Here is a 16,744-nt window from a genome sequence, read left to right on the forward strand (position 1 = left end):
CCCAACCCATACCGGGAGAGCTGGCGCGACACGAAGAAGCCCGTCTCGGAGGCTGCTCGCTGCCATCAGATCCCCTTGTTCCGGTTCGGGTCGTCCCAGGCTCCGGGTAGGGCGATGACGGTCGAGGGGCCTCCGCCAGCCGAGCGGCGCCGGGCCTCGCGGACGGCTGCCCCTCCACCGGCGCGGAGGAGGTCGAACCGACCCGTTGCCCCGCGGCCGGCGGCGGTCACGTTGGCCCGGAGGTCACCGCGGTCGATCGGGCGGCGGTTGGCGGGGGTGGCGATCGAGGACACGCCCGAGGGGCGCTCCATGAGGTCCGCGACCAGCATTCCGACCACGGTGGGGATGTCGTCGTGGGCGCCGGGAGGGTTCTGCAGCTTGACGGTGCTGGGACCGGTCTCGATCAGGCGGGTGGTGAGGAACTGGTCTCTCACCTCGGGGTCGTCGGGCAGCTCCAGGGCCCTGTCCCGCAGCGCGATGAACAGGCCGCGGGCCAGGCGGTTGGCGCCTACCGACGAGAAGACGAACTCCCGTGTCCGGACTCCTCCGGTCGCCAGGTTGGCGGTCATCTGCTCGGCCTGCATCCGGTCGAAGCGCAGGCGGCTGACGCCGTACTCCTTGCACAGCCGTAGGGTGGCGGCCTCGACTTCGGCCAGTTCCACGCGGCCACTGCTGCCGGACGAGGGGCGCCAGTAGAGGCAGCGGTCGACGATGACGACACGGCCGCCGGTTCGGTGCTCGAGGTGGCCCACGGCCAGGGCGGTGAGGTCTCGCCGGGTGCCGATGTCGAGGGCGGCCACGTACTGGAGACCGGCGCGAGGCGGCAGGGAGGCGGAGCCGGGCCGGATGGCGGCCTCGATGTCCTCGGGGCTGGTGAGGGAGTCGTCGCCCTCGGCCCACTCGCACAGGATCAGGCGCCGGTACTCGGCTGCGGTCAGGGACTCCCGCGCCGCTGCAGTGTCCTCCTCGGTCCACCAGGGCGATGGGCCCGGGCGGCTCGAGGTGTGCCAGTGACGCGAGCCGTTGGCGGCCTGCCAGACCTCGGCCCCCAGGCCGGTAGGTGATCCGGCGGTGCCGATGACGACCAAGCGGGAGCCGGGCACCTTCGGTTGACCCGACACGATGGCTGACCACAACCGGCGGGTGTTGGCCGTGCGGGGCCACATGCTGATTTCGTCGGCGACGGTGAGCCATGGCCGTACGCCGAAGGCCGAGGCGCCGTCCGAACTCTCGATCGACAGGGACGCGCCGGTGCCCCGCACGGTGACCGATCGTGCCCCGACCTCTACCGTGCCGGCCAGGCCGGGGGTCCGGGCCACCATGCCGGCCAGGGCATCGGCGAACAGCGCGGCCTGATCGGCGTCTACCGCGTACACGTAGGACCGGGAACGGGGCGGGGCCTCCGTGAGCAGCAGTGCCAGCGCCATGCCGGCCGCGTCGCTCGTCTTGCTCATGCCGCGGCCACGGAGCAGGTAGTGGCGCCGAGGGGCACCGGGCTCGGCGGCCAGTACCGCCCGGGCGTCGTCGCGCTGCCAGGGGTGAGCGATCGTGCCCCACCGCTGCCCGTCCTCCAGGACCAGGGCCGCGAGGATGGTCTCGGCCTTGCTCGGCTCGGTCTCAGTCGTCGTCATCGTCGAGCGCCTCCTCGTTGTCGTGGTCGGTGGTGCCGTACTGCTCGGCCAACTCGGCACGGCGGCGCTCGAGGGCTTCCGCGGCGATCTCCTCCAGGGCCTCGGGATCGACCTCGATGCCGCGGGTGGGAGCGGCCTCGATGGTGGCCGGGACGGCAGTGCCCTCCAGGGCCTCGCGGCCAGCCTCCAGCACGAGGGATAGATCGACCGCCGAGAGGCTGGCGGTGGCTCGGGCCTTCGCGAGCTCGGCCTCACTGAGGGGGTCCAGACCCAGGCGCTGGCGGGCCCGCTCCGCAGCTCGCTCGGCGGTGACCAGCAAACTGGTGTAGCCGCGGGGCGAGCCGTCCTCGTCCAGCAGCCCCACGCGGTCCTCGTGGTGGCGGAGCAGGATGCATCGGGCTTCCGCGGCGGCCCAGGCGGCGACTGCCTCCCGGTGCGGTGCCAGGTCCGGGCGACGGGCGACCAGGTCGGCCGCCAGGGCGTCGGCCACTGGTGAGACGACCGCGGTGCTGGTGGCGCCGTGCTGCAGGGCATCGGCAGCGCGAGCGGGCCCGCCGGTGCCTGCGCCCTTGGCCGGGCCGCCGGGCCCGCCACCGCGAGGTGGCCGGTAGTAACCGGAGCGCTGCCATCCGTAGGGGTTGCCGCGCTTCCGCTTGATCGGCGTCGGCTCTGCGCGGGCGCTGTCGTCGTCGGTGGTCATCGTTCGACCTCCTCGGTATCGGTGTCGGTGTCCTCGAGCACGTCCTCGAGCACGACCAGCCCGTTCGCATCCACGAGAGCGGCCAGGCCGCGGGCCGCCTCCAGGACGTCCCGAGCAGCTGGTGACGGGTCGCCGGGTGCGCTGGTCAGCTCCTCGGTCACCAGCTGCAGGCCCCAGGCCAGCACCACCGCCTCGTCGAACGACAACGGTCGGCCCGTCGCGGTCACGATGCGCACGGTGGGCGAGGTGGTCATCGCGTCACCGCCGGGGAGGTGCCGAGGTCGAGCCCCAGGCCTCGGGCGATCTCCTGCCGGAGCCGGTCCAGGTCTGCCACGGTGCCCAGGTGTGCCCACGGTGTGGCGCAGGGCGGCGGGTTCGGGCGCCCGGTGCGGGCAGCAGCGCGGACCAGGTCGGCGTACGTGCGAACGGGTGGATCGAGTTCGGCGCCCTGCAGCTCCGCGCGGATCTCCCACTGAGTGCCGAGTCGAGGATCGAGGAACGAGGTGAGCGCGATCTCGGCGCAGGCGGCGCCGAAGCCGCCGCGCTTCTCGTAGGCGGCCTGGCAGGCGGGGCACAGGTGAGCGGACAGGTCCCCGGCAATGTCGAGGGGGGCCCAGGTGTCGCGGGTGACCTCGGCGCGGCCGTGGCGGACCAAGGCCACGGCGGGGACGTCGACCGCGGCGACACCACAGCAGGCGCAACCGGAAGACACCGCGGTGCCGCCGTAGGACGGCGTGGGTGCGGCGGGGCACGGGACCGACAGGGGCGGCGCGGATTCTGCCAGGCGTTCGGTCCGATGCTTGGCGAGGGTGGCGCGCAGCTGCAGGCGCAGCGCCTCGGGCACGTGGCCCCACGGCTCGGCCGCTGCGTGGCCCTGCAGGCCCACCCGGTCGCCGTGCAACTGCTGATGGAAACACGCACGCCAGCCGAGGGAGCCGAGGGCTTCGACCGCATCAGGCAGGTCGGTAACGGGGCTGACTGCCAGTTCCGCGGGGTGGTCGAGGACAGCACTCCCGACCAGGATCCCGCCCACCAGGTCGTACGCGCGACCGGGGCCGGCGGCGCTGAGGAACTTCGGATGTGCCTCCGTCGCTTGCTCGGCGTCGGCGAGCAGCTGCTCGCACTGATCGCACAAGCCGAGCGGCACCTCGACAGACCGGGTATGCCGAGCGGCCAGCCCGGCAGGGACACCGCCCGGCCGGACAGCCACGGACACGTGCCCCCATCGGTCGAGGGTGGCGGCGGAGACGGCTCGGCCGCAGACGGCGCACGCGAGCAGCGAGCCGTCGTCGGGTAGCGCGACCAGGGCGCGGCCCTGCTCGTCGGTGGGGTGGGATCGGGCGGACTTCGAGGTGAATCGGGACATGGTGCGTTGTTCCTTGTCTAATCGCGATTTGAAGAGATATTCAGAACTCAGCACCGGTAGAACTGGCCGCGGCGCATAGCCTGACGGGCCGCCTCGCCTTGGCAGGCGCGGCACGGCTTCGGGGTCTTCACGGACGGTGTCGACGTCGGCGATGAGGACGAGGATGCCGCCGAGGTGGAAGCGGCGACCGTGCTGCCCTGTGTGTCGATCTGAGCCCCTCGCGGGGTGGGAGTCGTGGCCTTCAATTCGCCCGGCGTGCGAGGGCGTGGACGGGCCGTTTCTGAGCGGCTGAGCGCTTGTCTGGCCTTCACCTTGGCGTTGCGCGTGCGGGCGGCGTCGACCAGGGCCAGCCGCTCGGCCTTGCGGGCCTCGGCGGCGCCCTGCCGGGTCTGCTCGGCGGCCTCGATCTCCGCCACCGACCGCGGTGGGGGCGGGGTGCCGGCCGAGGTGGACGGGGCGCCGAACTTGCGTGCGTCCACCGTCAGCGCCCCCCTCGGCGCGCGCCGTTGCCGCGGTCGCGGCCACTCCAGTCGGGGTCAGTGGTCGAGGTCGACCTCGGCGCCCAGGACGGCGAGCCCGCGGGCATCACCTTTTCGTGGGCGTCGTGCTGGTCTCCCCGGTCGCGGGGCACCCGAGGGGCTGCGGGCGCGACGTCGGCGTAACCGGCCCGCCGTACCCGATCGGAGCACACCCCCAAGGGCAGCTCCCAGCAGGGCGTCCCGGTGCGGGCTCGGTGCCGATTGCAGGAGATGGACAGCACGCGGACCAGGGCGGCGCGACTGGCGTCAGCGACGGCCAGGCGATCGACCGGCCGTTCGCGGCGGGTGGGGGCGTAGGTCGAGGTGGTCATCATGCGTTCCTTCCGTGGTGGGGGTAGTACCGGGCGGTGAGTTCGGCGAGGTGCCTCTCGCGCTCGGCGCGGCGTTCGGGCAGCCGGGCCAGGTCGTCGGCCAGCCGGGCGGCGCAGGGCGGGCAGTAGCGGGCGTGACGGCGCAGCTCCTCGGCGTCCAGGGAGTTGTGCGCCGCGACGTGGCGGTCGATCAGGTCCAGGGCGTAAGGCGTGGTGAGTGCCGCGGTCGAGGTGAGCGCACTGACGGGGTCGGGTGATCGGCGGTCGGGGGGTCGGGTGGTGGGGCTCATGGTCGGATCTCCTTGGGTTGTGTGTGGGGTTGTGTGTGTGGAACGTGGTTGCCCTTGTCAGGACGGGATATCTGCCTGATCTGACGTCAGGTGACGGGCCCGGAATTGACGCGCGCGCGAGCGGAACGTGCCGGGCGAGGCGCGGCGGGGCCGTTCGCGGGGGTAGGGGAATCCCGTCCCCCAACCCACCCCCCTGTACGCCGGGGGTACTAAAGACCCCCCGGCACGTACAGGTGGGGCCGCGTACAGGTCGTATAGGTGCGCGAACAGGTCCAGATCCCCGCCGTTGCGCGGGTCGCGTACAGGTCGATCTGCCCCGTACTGGTCGAAGGTGCCGAAGTGCGCGTACAGGTCCCGCGTACAGGTCCGCCGAGGAGGTGGAGCCACCGGCACGGGTCGGTTCATCGGGCTGCCACCCCCCACCTCGCGGGTCGGTTCGCGGCGCGGTCGCCTGGCTCGCTCAAGGCCAGGTCTCCGGCCTTGACCAGCGCTTCCAACTTGCGCCGCGCCTTCGCCTTCTGGTTGGCGTCGGGCTTGTCTTGGTCGAACATCGCGCGGGCAGCCTCGACTGCTGTCACTCCCTCGGGACGGGCGGCCAGCGCCACGAGGTCGGCAGTGTCCCAGATGGTCGAGCGCCCGTGCGCGTGGTCGTGCAGGACCTTGAAGGTGCCCAAGTCCTCGGCCGGTTGCTTGAGGTGGCGGAGATCTACGATCGAGTCCCCGGCGGCACCACCGATGCCGAGGACGGACCCGGCGCCGGCCGTGATCCACGTGGAGCCGTACGCGTCATCCAGCCCCGGGATCGTGCCCGCCGGCAGCTTGCGGGGATGGTGCAACTCGAGAATGGCGATCCCGGCCACCAGTGCGGTCTGTCGGGCTGTGTTCCACCCGGTGCCGCCCTCGTCGTCGATCACCGACCCGGCATCCTTCAGGCTGTCGACCACGACTGAGTCGGCCCCCGCCTCGGCACACAGGCGCGCCAGAGCATCGGGATTCTGGACCAGGTTCACCGGCGGCGGGCCCATCCAGACCACCAAGCGTTCGTCCAGCAGGTCGCGCACATCCGGGCCGATCATGCGTCGCATCGAGCGCAGCGCCTGCCGCGGGCGGTCCATCGCCAGATACAGCACCCGCCGGTGGCCCGGTGTCACGGGCAGATCGAGCAGCCGGGCGAACCCCGGGACCCCGCAACGGCCGAACGCCCATTGCTGAGCGAGTGTCGTCTTGCCGAGGCCCGCCGCGCCGAGCAGCACCAGCGACTCACCCTCGGCCATCAGCACGCGATCCCCGGTTCCCCAGATCGGCACCGGGGACTCGGGTTGGTCGAGGATCAGCGACCCGCCCGGCAGCATCAGTTCCGCCGCCGTCGGCAGCCCAGACGCGGCCAGCTGGCGGGCCTTCATCTGCTTGCGGACGTCGTCGCGGACCCACTCGGCTCGAGTGGTGCAGGCGACGCACTGGCGACCATCGTGTCCGAATGCCCCAGCCCGTGGACATTTCGGCGGTTCCCGTAGTGCGTCCTCCGGGAACCCATCGTCGTAGGCATCGTCGTTGCGCAGCTCCGCCGGACAAGGTGCGGGCGGACTGGTCACCGTGACCACCACAGGGCCGGCATCCATCCGATCGAACGCGGCCAGCAGCTCCGGCAGGCGGTGAATCACTTCCGGGATTCGGTCGATCATCGCGCCGGCCGCGTCGAGGTCAACGGTGAACGACCGCCCGGTGTCTAGACTCTCCGTGTCGGCGTCGTTGGATTGTGCGGTCCCCGAGGAATAGGCCTCCTCGGGGGCCGCGTCATGTTCGGGCGCCATCCTGCGTCCCTTCCGTGTGCGAGCGCCCGGCCCTCGGCCAGCGGCGGTGTGGGCCCGGACCGGGCCGGGGTCAGGCAGCGTCCAGGTCCCCGAGCATCCGGCGCAGTGCCGGCACTGGCACGTGAATGCGGCGCCCCACCCGGACAGTCGGCACCTTCCCGGTGGACGCGTCGCTGTAGGCCGTGGCCCGGCTCGCGCCGACCAATCCCGCCCAGTTGGGAACGTCCTCGGAGTACAACGGGATGACCGCTAGGGTCCGGATCTCCTCCAGCTTCGTGAATCGTGGTTCATCGACCGCCGTGGTCTGCGTCATGGCTTCCTCCTGCTGTCCTGCTCGTTGTTTGTGAGCGGTGCACGTCGTTGGAACCCATTGTGGCCGAAAATATCTCATGCTATTTTGTAGTCATGCACCGAGTTTCTAAAGGATGGGCGGTTGCCGTCGAGCGCCGCCCCGAGGTCGACCGACCCAAGGGGGACCCCGGCACCTCGTTCACCACCGCCGGCGTCCTTGAGGACGTCGTCGTGGTCGATATGGGAGACGGCTACTTGGTGGAGATGACGCTGAATCGCACGGGCGCGACCGAACGCGATCGCCTCACCTCGGTGAAGATCTCCGGTCCGGGGGTGACCCGGGAGGATCTGTGCGTCCTGCCAATTGTGGCTCTGCAGGCCACCGCCGAGGCCGCGCTTGAGCGCCTAGACGAGGGGTTGTCCGAGGGGTTCCACCCCTCAGTTGCTCTGGCGGTGGCCGCCCGGGGGAGTGGGGACGACAAAGGCGAGATACCCGGGCCGGAGGAGTTCGCCCGGGTATGGCGAGAGACGCCGGCCCGGATCGATCGTGACGGCCTTCGGGTCACCCGCCGCCAGCTCCTCGCCGAGCGATACGGAGTCACTGTGTGGAGGATCGACCAGCTCAGCCGGGCGGCCCGGGACAGGGGCTTACTCCCCAAGCAACGACCGGGCCGACCCCGGAAATCGTCCATCGAAAAGAACGAACAGACCGACCAGCGGGGGACAGAACGATGAGCACCAGGACAACAGCAGCGCCGGCCACCGGGGACCGCCCGGCGAAGCGCAGCGGATCGCGGCGGGCGCTACCTCCCCGCGAGATCGCGCTCAGGGTGTGCGCCGAGTGTGGCGCGAAGCGGGGGACCAAGCGCGTCGGATGGGTGGAGATCACCCGCGACGGGGAGGTGGTCGGCTATACCTGCCCGGGCTGCCCCGAGTTCGATGAGCCGATCCGCCGGATGGTGGGCAAGTCGGGGGCAGTCAGCTTCCGGGCCGTGGTGAAGGGGCAGCAACGGACCTTCCCGACCGTCGAGCAGGCCCGCGAGTGGGTGGCCGAGGCCCGGGAGGCAGGCCGGGCCGGCCACGCCCTGCCGGACGATCAGCTGACCGTCCAGCAGTTGGCAGACCGGTGGCTCAAGCGTCGTCAGGATGAGACAGCGGCCGGGCTCGGAGTCCGCGAGGTGACCATCGAGGGATACAGGTCGGCCCTAGCGTCCCCCTTGGCCGTCATCGGCAACCGGAGGGCCTCAGACGTCACCACCGACGACGTTGAGGGTCTCCTTGTCGCCCTCGCGACCAAGGGTGGGAAGGCCAAGCGGCCGCTGTCCCACCGCTCCCTCACGTACGCGCTCGTGACCCTGCGCCAGGTGTTCGCCTACGGCGTGAAGATCCACGCGACCAAGGCCAACCCGGCCGCGGACGCGAGGGTGCCGAAGGCCCGCAAGGCCCGGACGGCGAAGGCGGGAGGCACCACCACGGCGGCGACGCAGGCCGACAAGCCGACGTGGACGGGAGCGCAGCTCGTGGCCTTCCGTGACTTCGTCGATGAGCACCAGGCCGGCAAGGTCGCCGAGGCGGATCCGTGGGTACGGGCGGGGATGCGGCTGACCTTGTGTGGTCTCCGCCGCTCGGAGGTGCTCGGCCTGACATGGTCCGCGGTTGACCTCAAGCGGGGGACGGTTCAGATCAGGGCGTCCCGTGTGAAGACCGGAGCCCACGGGGCCACAGCCACCGAGGGGGCGAAGACCAAGCACAGCGAACGCACGGTGCGGGTCGATGACATGCACCCCGGCACGTCAAAGATCCTCCGTGAGCTGTGGATGGCCCAGGGACGCCCCTCCGGGGACTCGCTGGTCATCGTGGACAACCTGGGCCAGGCCGTGGCCCCTGACACGTACTCATACCGGTTCCGGGCCCTCTCGAAGGCAGCGGGTCTGCCGGATCTCGGCTCGATCCACCGCGTGCGGCACAGCCTCGCCCTGATGCTCCACTCGGCCGGGGTGGTGCCCAACGATGGCGCGTCCATCCTCGGCCACGACGTGGCGACGCACCTCTCCTTCTACCTGCCGACGAACGGGGACAGCGCGGCCAGGGGTGCCGCTGCAGTCGGGGCCGCCCTCGCGGCTGTCAGGTTGTGACCTCCGGACGGGCACACAACGCGCACACAACGGCGCACACAAACGGATCAGAACTCAACCGAACCGAGGGTGACTGAGATCAACTCGGCGCGGCCCGATCCTCGAAATAACGGGCATCGGGGCGGACGAGGGCGAACTGAGCCCAACTCGATAGGGCGACTTTGAATCAGGACAAGCGACGCAGGTTCGACTCCTGCCCGGGGAGCCATCTGGCCTTGTCAGAGCCGGTTCTCTGACAAGACCCTTGATGTGCCGCGACACGAGGGCACGACGCCGTGCCCCCGTTGCGCCCTCGTGAGCGCACGGCCCGGCCACGTGCGCCCTCGAGCCGCCGCGCGGGGCGTGCACCATGGTCAGTCAGCGCCCGGTCAGCGCTCCCGGCAGGCACTAGTGTCGCCCGCATGCTCACCCGATCCGGCCGGCGCCGGGCCGGTGCGGCCCTGCTGGTCGTCTGCCTCCTGCTGGCGTCCTGCGCGGCCCCCGGCACGGCGCCGACCGCCCCGCACGCCACTGCGTCGACCTCGCCGACCCAGCCCTGGACCGTCGCCGAGAACGCCAAGCCGGGCACCGACGACTGGCGGATCCCCGCCGCCTCGGTGGCCACCGATGCCCAGTTGGCCGGCTACGCCGACCACACCTCGGTGCTGCCGGGGGAGTCGTTCGGCCTCTACGTCACTTCGACACTGGGTGACGTCGCGGTCGCGGCCTACCGGGTCGGCTCGTACGGCGGCAGGGGTGCCCGGCTCGTCTGGCAGTCGCCGGAGCCGCTCAAGGGCACCAAACAGCCGGACCCGGTGATCGAGGCCGGCAACATGGTCGTCGCCGAGTGGGCGAAGACGGCCGACGTCGCCACCACCGACTGGCCCGAGGGCTCCTACCTGCTCAAGCTCACCGCCGGCGGCCGGTCGCGCTACGTGCCGCTCACCGTCCGCAGCCGATCCACTGCGGGGCGGTTGGTGATGGTCAACGCCGTGATCACCGACCAGGCGTACAACGACTGGGGCGGCTATTCCCTCTATGACGGGCCGGGCAACGGCCGCGCGACACGGGTCAGCTTCGACCGTCCGCAGAAGGGCAACGGCGCCCAGCAGTTCTTCGGCGACGAGCTCGGGGTGATCCAGCTGGCCGAAGGGCTCGGCGTCGACCTGGCGTACGTCACGTCGGTGGATCTCGACCGCGAGCCGGGCCTGCTGCAGGGGGCTTCCGGGATGGTCAGCATGGGCCACGACGAATACTGGACCGTCCCGGAACGTACGGCCGTGGAGAAGGCCCGCGACAGCGGGACCTCGCTGGCCTTCCTCGGTGCCAACGCCGTCTACTGGCGGGTCCGGCTCGAGGACGGGGTGACCGGCGACCGCCGGGTCGTGGTCGGCTACAAGAACACCTCCGACCCGAAGAAGGGCGCGATCGACACCACCGTGATGTGGCGCTCCCAGCCGTACGCCGATCCGGAGAACTCGCTGACCGGCATGCTCTACGAGTGCTTCCCCGCGTACGGCGCGATGGTGATCGAGGACCCGACGTTCCCCTTCTTCGCCGGCACCGGTGTCACCAAGGGCCAGCAGATCCCCGGCGTGGTCGGCATCGAGATCGACCGTGCCTACCCGATCCAGGGCACGCCGTCCGCACTCACCGTTGCCGCCCATTCCCCGGTGGTCTGCGGCACCGGTAAGCACACGTACTCCGACATGACCTATTACTCCACCGGCACCGCCGGCGTCTGGGCCACCGGGTCGATGATGTGGGTGAAGGTGCTCAACGGCCCCAACGCGAAATACGGCATCACCGATGCCTCCGTCGCCTTCGTCCGGCGGGTGACGGAGAACGCGTTCCGCCAGATGGCCGAGGGCAACGGCCGGGGAGCGGTCGCCAGCACGCCGAACCTGGCCGGTCTGAACGCACCTACCGCCAGCACCACCGGCACCGGGGGACCGGTCGACCACCCGTGACCCGACTCGCCGGCCGTGTCGGCCCTGCACGATAGGGTGAGCACACCGCGCCGTCCGGGATCCGATCACCCCGGGGCGCGCCCGCAGACAGCCCCGGCCGAAGGAGACGACGGTGACCGTGAGTGACGACGTGACGACGAACGGAACGGCCGGCGGAGGTGTGGCCGCCGTCGTGGTGCTCGCCGCCGGTGCCGGCACCCGGATGAAGTCCACCCGTGCGAAGGTCCTGCACGAGGTCGCCGGGCGTTCGATGCTCTCCTGGGCGGTGGACGCCGCCGAGCAGGTCGCCCCCGAGCATCTGATGGTCGTCGTCGGACATCAGCGTGAGCAGGTCGAAGCCCACCTGCGGGAGGTCGCCCCCGCCGTGCTGACCGCGGTCCAGGAGGAGCAGAAGGGCACCGGCCACGCGGTGATGTGCGGACTCGCCCCGCTGGGGGAGATCAGCGGCATCGTCGTCGTGACGTACGGCGACGTCCCGCTGCTGAGCGGCGACACGCTGTCCGCGATGGTCGAGGACCACCGCCGGTCCGGCGACGCGATCACCGTGCTGACCGCGCACGTGCCCGATCCCACCGGCTACGGCCGGATCGTCCGTGGCGACGACGAGGGCATCGCCCGGATCGTCGAGCACAAGGACGCCTCCGAGGCCGAGCGGGCGATCGACGAGATCAACTCCGGCATCTACGTCTTCGACGCTCAGATCCTGCACGACGGCCTGGCCAGCCTCGGCACCGACAACGCCCAGGGCGAGCTCTACCTCACCGACGTGATCGCCCATGCCAACGCCGTCGGCCGCCGCGTCGGGGCGTACGTCACTGACGACCTGTGGCAGACCGAGGGCGTCAACAACCGCCTGCAGCTCGCCCGGATGGGCGCGGAGATGAACCGCCGGATCGGCGAGAAGTGGATGCTCGCCGGCGTCACGGTGGTCGACCCGGCCACCACCTGGATCGAGGACTCCGTCGACATCGCCGCCGATGTCACCCTGCTGCCCGGCACCAGCCTGCTCGGCGCGACCTCGATCGCCACCGGTGCGGTGGTCGGCCCGGACACCAGCCTCAAGGACGTCGAGGTCGGCGAGGGGGCCACCATCACCCGTTCCCAGGGCCTGCTCGCCACTGTCGGCCCGAGCTGCCAGGTCGGGCCGTACGCCTACCTGCGGCCGGGCAGCGAGCTGGGTGCGGACGTCCGATTGGGCGCGTTCGTCGAGACGAAGCGGGCGGTGATCGGTGACGGCGCCCATATCGCGCATCAGGCGTACGCGGCGGATGTCGAGATCGGCGCCGGGGCCACGCTGTGTGCCGGTACCATCGTCGCGAACGATGACGGGGACACCAAGCACACGACGCGTGTCGGTGCCGGTGCGTTCATCGGTGCCCACAGCGTGTTGGTCGCCCCCGTCACGGTCTCCGACGGGGCGTACGTCGCCGCCGGATCGACCGTCACCGAGGACGTGACCGCGTCGGGTGCCGACGGCACCCGTGGGTCCGGACTCGACTGAGGATCGACACCTCGCGCCGGCAGCGCCACTGTCGGCGCTTTCGCCGTGGGCCCAGCGCGGCGAACGACACGACAGGGGGCCGGCACCCCCGACAACTCCGAGGAGACCAGCACGTGAGCGGTTTCAAGCTGCCGACCGAGAAGCATCTGATGCTCTTCTCCGGCCGGGCCTATCCCGAGCTCGCAGAGGAGATCGCCAAGCTGATGGACACCGAACTGGTGCCCACCCGGCATGTGACGTACGCGAACTCCGAGATCTACGTCCAGTACCTGGAATCGGTCCGCGGCTCGGACGCCTTCGTGATCCAGTCGCACGCCGCGCCGGTGAACGAGTCGCTGATGGAACAGCTCATCATGATCGACGCGCTCAAGCGGGCCTCCGCCAAGCGCATCACCGTGGTCGTGCCGTTCTACCCGTACGCCCGGCAGGACAAGAAGCACCTGGGCCGCGAGCCGATCTCGGCCCGCCTGGTCGCCGACCTGTTCCGCGCCGCGGGTGCCGACCGGATCATGTCGATCGACCTGCATGCCGCGCAGATCCAGGGCTTCTTCGACGGCCCGGTCGACCACCTGTGGGGCCTGCCGGTGCTTGCCGAATACGTCAAGGGGAAGTACGACACCGACGAGATGACGGTCGTCTCGCCCGATGCCGGTCGGGTGCGTCTCGCCGACATGTGGACCGACCGGCTCGGCAGCCGCCTGGCGATCATCCACAAGCGCCGTGACCCCAGCGTGGCCAACACCGTGGCCGTGCACGAGGTCGTCGGTGACGTCGAGGGTCGGGTCTGCGTCCTGGTCGACGACATGATCGACACCGCCGGCACCATCTGCCAGGCCGCCGAGGCTCTGATCGACCGGGGCGCCAAGAAGGTCATCGCCGCCGCCACCCACGCGGTGCTCTCCGGGCCGGCCGCCGAGCGGCTGAACGACTCGCCGTTCGAAGAGGTCATCGTCTGCAACACCCTGCCGATCCGCACCCCGGTGCCGGTCGACAAGCTGACCGTGCTGTCCATCGCCCCGATGCTGGCGCAGGCGATCCACGAGGTGTTCGAGGACGGCTCAGTCACCAAGCTGTTCCGCTGAGGCGACGGACACCGGCCCCGCTCCTCGGGGTGTCGGTGCCCTGCCTCGCGCAGGCCCCGGTCGATCCGTCGACCGGGGCCGCTGGCGTTCCCGGCGCGTCCGGCGCGCGTGATAGGGTGTCCGGGTTGCCTCGGCGAGGGGAGGCGTACGCAGGTACGCCGAACGTGATCGACGTGGTGTGCCGACGCCCCACCGCGGGCGCGGCTGCCGGTGGATGCGTACGTCCCGGCCCTGGCGGCAGATCCAGCATCCCGGCCGCCCGCATGACGGCCCGACACCAGGAGTCATCATGGCTGACGCCACCCTCTCCGTCCAGGTCCGCGACGAGTTCGGCAAGGGCGCTTCCCGCCGCACCCGTCGGGCCCACCTCGTCCCCGCCGTCCTCTACGGCCACGGCATGGACCCGCTGCACCTGACCCTGCCGGGTCACGAGGCGATGCTCGCCCTGCGCACCGACAACGCCCTGCTCGAGCTCAACGTCGCCGGTGAGACCACCCCGCGCCTGGCGCTGGTCAAGCAGATCCAGCGCGACCCGATCCGCGGCGACCTGATCCACGTCGACCTGCTGGCCGTCCGCGCCAACGAGAAGGTCGTCGTCGAGGTCGCCGTGCTCGTCACCGGTGAGTCCGCCCCCGCCACCACCGTGGTCCTCGACCGCAACACCATCAGCCTCGAGGCGCCGGTCACCCACATCCCCGAGGACATCGAGATCAGCGTCGAGGGCCTCGAGGCCGGCGCTCAGGTCGCCGCCAAGGACCTGGCCCTCCCGGAGGGTGTCGCCTTCGTCGGCGATCTCGAGGAGATCCTGGTGACGGTGTCCCACGAGGAGGTCGAGGCCGCCGAGGAGACCGCGGAAGCCGCCGAGGAGACCCCCGCCGCCGAGTGACCTCGCGGAGGGTGGCCCTCCCGGGGGACACTCTTACTCGGGCGGCCGGCATCCGTATCGCTCGACGGCAGGACACAGACAGTACGAACGGCTGACGGCAGGAACGCCTGACGGCATGACGCCTGACGGCATGAGGCCTGACGGCAGGAACGCCTGACAGGCGCCGACGATCGAGGTGACGTACGTCGCCCGGAAGGACTGACGGACATGTGGTTGGTGGTGGGGCTCGGCAATCCGGGCCCCACCTATACCCACACCCGGCACAACGTCGGCTACCTGGTCGTCGACGAGCTCGCCCGCCGTGCGGGGGTGCGCCTGAAGTCGGTCCCGAAGATGCGGGCCGATGTCGCCGAGACCCGGATCGGGCCGCTCGGCCTCGGCATCCCCGGCCCCGGTGCCGTCCGCCTCGCTCTGGTCCGGCCCCACACGTACATGAACGAGTCGGGGATCGCGGTCGGCCGGCTCGCCGGCTTCTACGGGGTCACGCCCGCCGAGATCGTTACGATCCACGACGAACTGGACCTCGACCTGGGCCAGCTGCGGCTCAAGAAGGGCGGCGGCGACAACGGCCACAACGGCCTGAAGTCGATGCGCGCCCACCTGCACTCGGGGGACTTCCTGCGGGTCCGGTTCGGCATCGGGCGGCCGCCCGGCCGCCAGGCGCCGGCCGACTTCGTCCTCGCGCCGATCCCCGCGGGGCTGCGGGCGACGGTCGCCGTCGAGGTCGCCCGGGCCGCCGATGCGGTGGAGATGCTGCTCACCGAGGGGCTGCCGGCGGCCCAGAACCGCTACAACTCCTGAGCCGCCCGACGGGTCTCAGCCCCGCCAGCCGCCCGGCCGTGGTTCGAACGGCGGCAGCGGCGCGGTGGGCGGTGGTGCCACCGGCGGAACCACCGGGATCCCGCCGGTCATCGGCTCGATCACCGGGGCTGCCGCCGCGTGCAGGGCGGCGACGAACATCGCCAGCTCGGCCTGTTGGGCCTGCACCTCCGGGGTCGACCAGCCACGTTTGATCCGGTCACGGACGAACGCCAACTCGGTCACCGCGTCGGTGAAGGTGGCCACCGCCCGGGCCTCCTCCCGTGGCAGGCCCTTGGTCCGGGCCGCCCGGGTGCGCAGTGACCCCAGCCACCCGGCCTCTTCGGGGCTGATCAGGCCGCTCCACACCATCTCGGGCAACTCCCGTCGCACCACCATGCCCTCCAGCCGCCGCGACCGGATCGCCTGGCGCACCAGCACGATGAACGCCGGCACCATCACCACCACGTACGTCACGACGTAGGCGGTGATGCTGTAGGAGGACGAGAAGTTCCACACGCCGTGCAGCACCATCGCTCCGGCGAGGCCGAGGAGGATGACGGTCACCTTGGCCCCGGTGGGCCGCCGGTGCATCGAGGCATACACCCCCAGCGCCGTCATGGTGGTGAAGAAGGGGTGCGCGAACGCGCCCATCAGGATGCGGGCGAAGAACATGAACGTCGTCTGGCCCAGCGAGTCCGAGGTGGAGAAGTAGAGCAGGTTCTCCACGAACGCGAAGCCGATCCCGGACATCCCGGCGTACACCAGGGTGTCGGTCAGCGAGGTCATCTCGCGACGACGGACGCCGGTGAGCATCACCAGCAGGAAGGCGCCCTTGAGGGTCTCCTCGGCCAACGGGGCACCGACCGCCGCGGACAGCACGTCGCTGCCGTCGAAGGCGAGCAGCGACAACAGCTCCTCGATCAGCATCGCGCCGACCGTCGCGACACCGCCGCCCCACAGGAAGGCCCAGATCAGGTAGGCGGGCGGCTCGGGCTCCCAACGGTCCAGCCACATGTAGCAGGCGATCACCACGACGGCGCCGACGGTGGCGAGCACGACGGCCCCGATGAAGGTGCCGGGCGTGGTCGCACCGGACAGGGCGAGGTAGACCACGACGGCGGCGCCGATGGCGGCCAGGATGAGGCCGGCCAACGGGGCACCTGCCCGGCGGACCATCCTGACCTGCACCGGTCGGTACGTCTCGGCCGGCGCCGGCGCGCCGTACGCCCATCCCGCCGGTGCCGGCGTGGACGGGCGGGCCCACGGCGACGGGGGCCCGGGCGGCCCGGGCCAGGGCGACGGAGCGGGACCCGGCGGGACCGGTCCGGGGCCCGCCGGTGGGGGCACGGGCCCGCCCCGCCACGACGGGCGCTGCTGGTTCGGCGGCTGGGTGTCGCTCACAGCCACAGGGTAGGCGATCCCGGTGACATCGCTCCGCGGCCGGTGTCTGG

The 16,744-nt window shown here is 71.1% G+C and carries 17 protein-coding genes; 7 read left to right on the forward strand and 10 right to left on the reverse strand.

All coding sequences use genetic code 11. The features are described 5' to 3' along the window. Nucleotides 1–65: 65 nt before the first annotated feature. The 9 genes from R0146_RS08900 to R0146_RS08940 all read right to left on the reverse strand — a co-directional run bounded on the left by R0146_RS08900 (nucleotide 66) and on the right by R0146_RS08940 (nucleotide 6,961). Nucleotides 66–1,631, reverse strand: coding sequence for a terminase large subunit domain-containing protein (locus R0146_RS08900; protein ID WP_317688846.1), 1,566 nt, complete (start codon nucleotides 1,629–1,631; stop codon nucleotides 66–68). Continuing rightward, entirely contained in the window at nucleotides 1,618–2,331 is a 714-nt protein-coding gene (locus tag R0146_RS08905; RefSeq protein ID WP_317688848.1) for a hypothetical protein, read from the reverse strand. Before R0146_RS08905 ends, R0146_RS08900 begins: the two co-directional genes overlap by 14 nt. After that, on the reverse strand, nucleotides 2,328–2,585 hold the full coding sequence (locus R0146_RS08910) for a hypothetical protein (RefSeq protein ID WP_317688851.1): 258 nt from the start codon (nucleotides 2,583–2,585) through the stop codon (nucleotides 2,328–2,330). The genes R0146_RS08905 and R0146_RS08910 overlap by 4 nt, the downstream gene beginning before the upstream one ends. After that, a complete protein-coding gene (locus R0146_RS08915) occupies nucleotides 2,582–3,697 on the reverse strand; it encodes a hypothetical protein (protein ID WP_317688853.1) in 1,116 nt (371 codons plus the stop codon). The genes R0146_RS08910 and R0146_RS08915 overlap by 4 nt, the downstream gene beginning before the upstream one ends. Before the next feature lie 47 nt (nucleotides 3,698–3,744). Beyond that, a complete protein-coding gene (locus tag R0146_RS08920) occupies nucleotides 3,745–4,176 on the reverse strand; it encodes a hypothetical protein (RefSeq protein WP_317688856.1) in 432 nt (143 codons plus the stop codon). A 2-nt stretch (nucleotides 4,177–4,178) separates the two neighbouring features. Beyond that, on the reverse strand, nucleotides 4,179–4,547 hold the full coding sequence (locus R0146_RS08925) for a hypothetical protein (protein ID WP_317688858.1): 369 nt from the start codon (nucleotides 4,545–4,547) through the stop codon (nucleotides 4,179–4,181). Then, complete coding sequence (locus R0146_RS08930; RefSeq protein WP_317688860.1) at nucleotides 4,547–4,837, reverse strand: hypothetical protein; 291 nt, start codon at nucleotides 4,835–4,837, stop codon at nucleotides 4,547–4,549. The genes R0146_RS08925 and R0146_RS08930 overlap by 1 nt, the downstream gene beginning before the upstream one ends. A gap of 401 nt (nucleotides 4,838–5,238) precedes the next feature. After that, nucleotides 5,239–6,648, reverse strand: a complete 1,410-nt coding sequence (locus tag R0146_RS08935) for an AAA family ATPase (protein ID WP_317688863.1) — start codon at nucleotides 6,646–6,648, stop codon at nucleotides 5,239–5,241. Between the two features lie 70 nt (nucleotides 6,649–6,718). Then, a complete protein-coding gene (locus R0146_RS08940; protein WP_317688865.1) occupies nucleotides 6,719–6,961 on the reverse strand; it encodes a hypothetical protein in 243 nt (80 codons plus the stop codon). 92 nt (nucleotides 6,962–7,053) lie between these two features. Between R0146_RS08940 and R0146_RS08945 the strand changes: the two genes are divergently transcribed. From R0146_RS08945 to pth, 7 genes are all read left to right on the forward strand, one after another. Then, a complete protein-coding gene (locus R0146_RS08945) occupies nucleotides 7,054–7,674 on the forward strand; it encodes a hypothetical protein (protein ID WP_317688867.1) in 621 nt (206 codons plus the stop codon). Continuing rightward, entirely contained in the window at nucleotides 7,671–9,074 is a 1,404-nt protein-coding gene (locus tag R0146_RS08950) for a tyrosine-type recombinase/integrase (RefSeq protein WP_317688869.1), read from the forward strand. The genes R0146_RS08945 and R0146_RS08950 overlap by 4 nt, the downstream gene beginning before the upstream one ends. Before the next feature lie 401 nt (nucleotides 9,075–9,475). Further along, complete coding sequence (locus tag R0146_RS08955; protein WP_317688872.1) at nucleotides 9,476–11,023, forward strand: N,N-dimethylformamidase beta subunit family domain-containing protein; 1,548 nt, start codon at nucleotides 9,476–9,478, stop codon at nucleotides 11,021–11,023. Nucleotides 11,024–11,135: 112 nt separating this feature from the next. Beyond that, a complete protein-coding gene (glmU, locus tag R0146_RS08960; protein ID WP_411567133.1) occupies nucleotides 11,136–12,524 on the forward strand; it encodes a bifunctional UDP-N-acetylglucosamine diphosphorylase/glucosamine-1-phosphate N-acetyltransferase GlmU in 1,389 nt (462 codons plus the stop codon). 113 nt (nucleotides 12,525–12,637) lie between these two features. Next, nucleotides 12,638–13,606: a ribose-phosphate diphosphokinase gene (locus R0146_RS08965; RefSeq protein WP_317688874.1), complete on the forward strand. Its 969-nt coding sequence runs from the start codon at nucleotides 12,638–12,640 to the stop codon at nucleotides 13,604–13,606. 289 nt (nucleotides 13,607–13,895) lie between these two features. After that, nucleotides 13,896–14,492 (forward strand): 50S ribosomal protein L25/general stress protein Ctc, encoded by a 597-nt coding sequence (locus R0146_RS08970; RefSeq protein WP_317688877.1) that lies wholly within the window; start codon nucleotides 13,896–13,898, stop codon nucleotides 14,490–14,492. A gap of 198 nt (nucleotides 14,493–14,690) precedes the next feature. Continuing rightward, on the forward strand, nucleotides 14,691–15,293 hold the full coding sequence (pth, locus tag R0146_RS08975; protein WP_317692359.1) for an aminoacyl-tRNA hydrolase: 603 nt from the start codon (nucleotides 14,691–14,693) through the stop codon (nucleotides 15,291–15,293). Between the two features lie 15 nt (nucleotides 15,294–15,308). Here pth and R0146_RS08980 read toward each other — a convergent pair whose 3' ends face one another. After that, nucleotides 15,309–16,445, reverse strand: a complete 1,137-nt coding sequence (locus tag R0146_RS08980; protein WP_317688879.1) for a PrsW family intramembrane metalloprotease — start codon at nucleotides 16,443–16,445, stop codon at nucleotides 15,309–15,311. Between the last annotated feature and the right edge of the window lie 299 nt (nucleotides 16,446–16,744).

The sequence above is a fragment of the Raineyella sp. LH-20 genome, assembly GCF_033110965.1.
Lineage (GTDB): Bacteria > Actinomycetota > Actinomycetes > Propionibacteriales > Propionibacteriaceae > Raineyella.

Excerpts from the sequence above, each read along its gene's own strand:
- R0146_RS08900 (WP_317688846.1), bottom strand. The coding sequence starts at position 1,631 with ATGACGACGACTGAGACCGAGCCGAGCAAGGCCGAGACCATCCTCGCG.
- R0146_RS08905 (WP_317688848.1), bottom strand. The coding sequence starts at position 2,331 with ATGACCACCGACGACGACAGCGCCCGCGCAGAGCCGACGCCGATCAAG.
- R0146_RS08910 (WP_317688851.1), bottom strand. The coding sequence starts at position 2,585 with ATGACCACCTCGCCCACCGTGCGCATCGTGACCGCGACGGGCCGACCG.
- R0146_RS08915 (WP_317688853.1), bottom strand. The coding sequence starts at position 3,697 with ATGTCCCGATTCACCTCGAAGTCCGCCCGATCCCACCCCACCGACGAG.
- R0146_RS08925 (WP_317688858.1), bottom strand. The coding sequence starts at position 4,547 with ATGACCACCTCGACCTACGCCCCCACCCGCCGCGAACGGCCGGTCGAT.
- R0146_RS08930 (WP_317688860.1), bottom strand. The coding sequence starts at position 4,837 with ATGAGCCCCACCACCCGACCCCCCGACCGCCGATCACCCGACCCCGTC.
- R0146_RS08935 (WP_317688863.1), bottom strand. The coding sequence starts at position 6,648 with ATGGCGCCCGAACATGACGCGGCCCCCGAGGAGGCCTATTCCTCGGGG.
- R0146_RS08940 (WP_317688865.1), bottom strand. The coding sequence starts at position 6,961 with ATGACGCAGACCACGGCGGTCGATGAACCACGATTCACGAAGCTGGAG.
- R0146_RS08945 (WP_317688867.1), top strand. The coding sequence starts at position 7,054 with ATGCACCGAGTTTCTAAAGGATGGGCGGTTGCCGTCGAGCGCCGCCCC.
- R0146_RS08950 (WP_317688869.1), top strand. The coding sequence starts at position 7,671 with ATGAGCACCAGGACAACAGCAGCGCCGGCCACCGGGGACCGCCCGGCG.
- R0146_RS08955 (WP_317688872.1), top strand. The coding sequence starts at position 9,476 with ATGCTCACCCGATCCGGCCGGCGCCGGGCCGGTGCGGCCCTGCTGGTC.
- R0146_RS08970 (WP_317688877.1), top strand. The coding sequence starts at position 13,896 with ATGGCTGACGCCACCCTCTCCGTCCAGGTCCGCGACGAGTTCGGCAAG.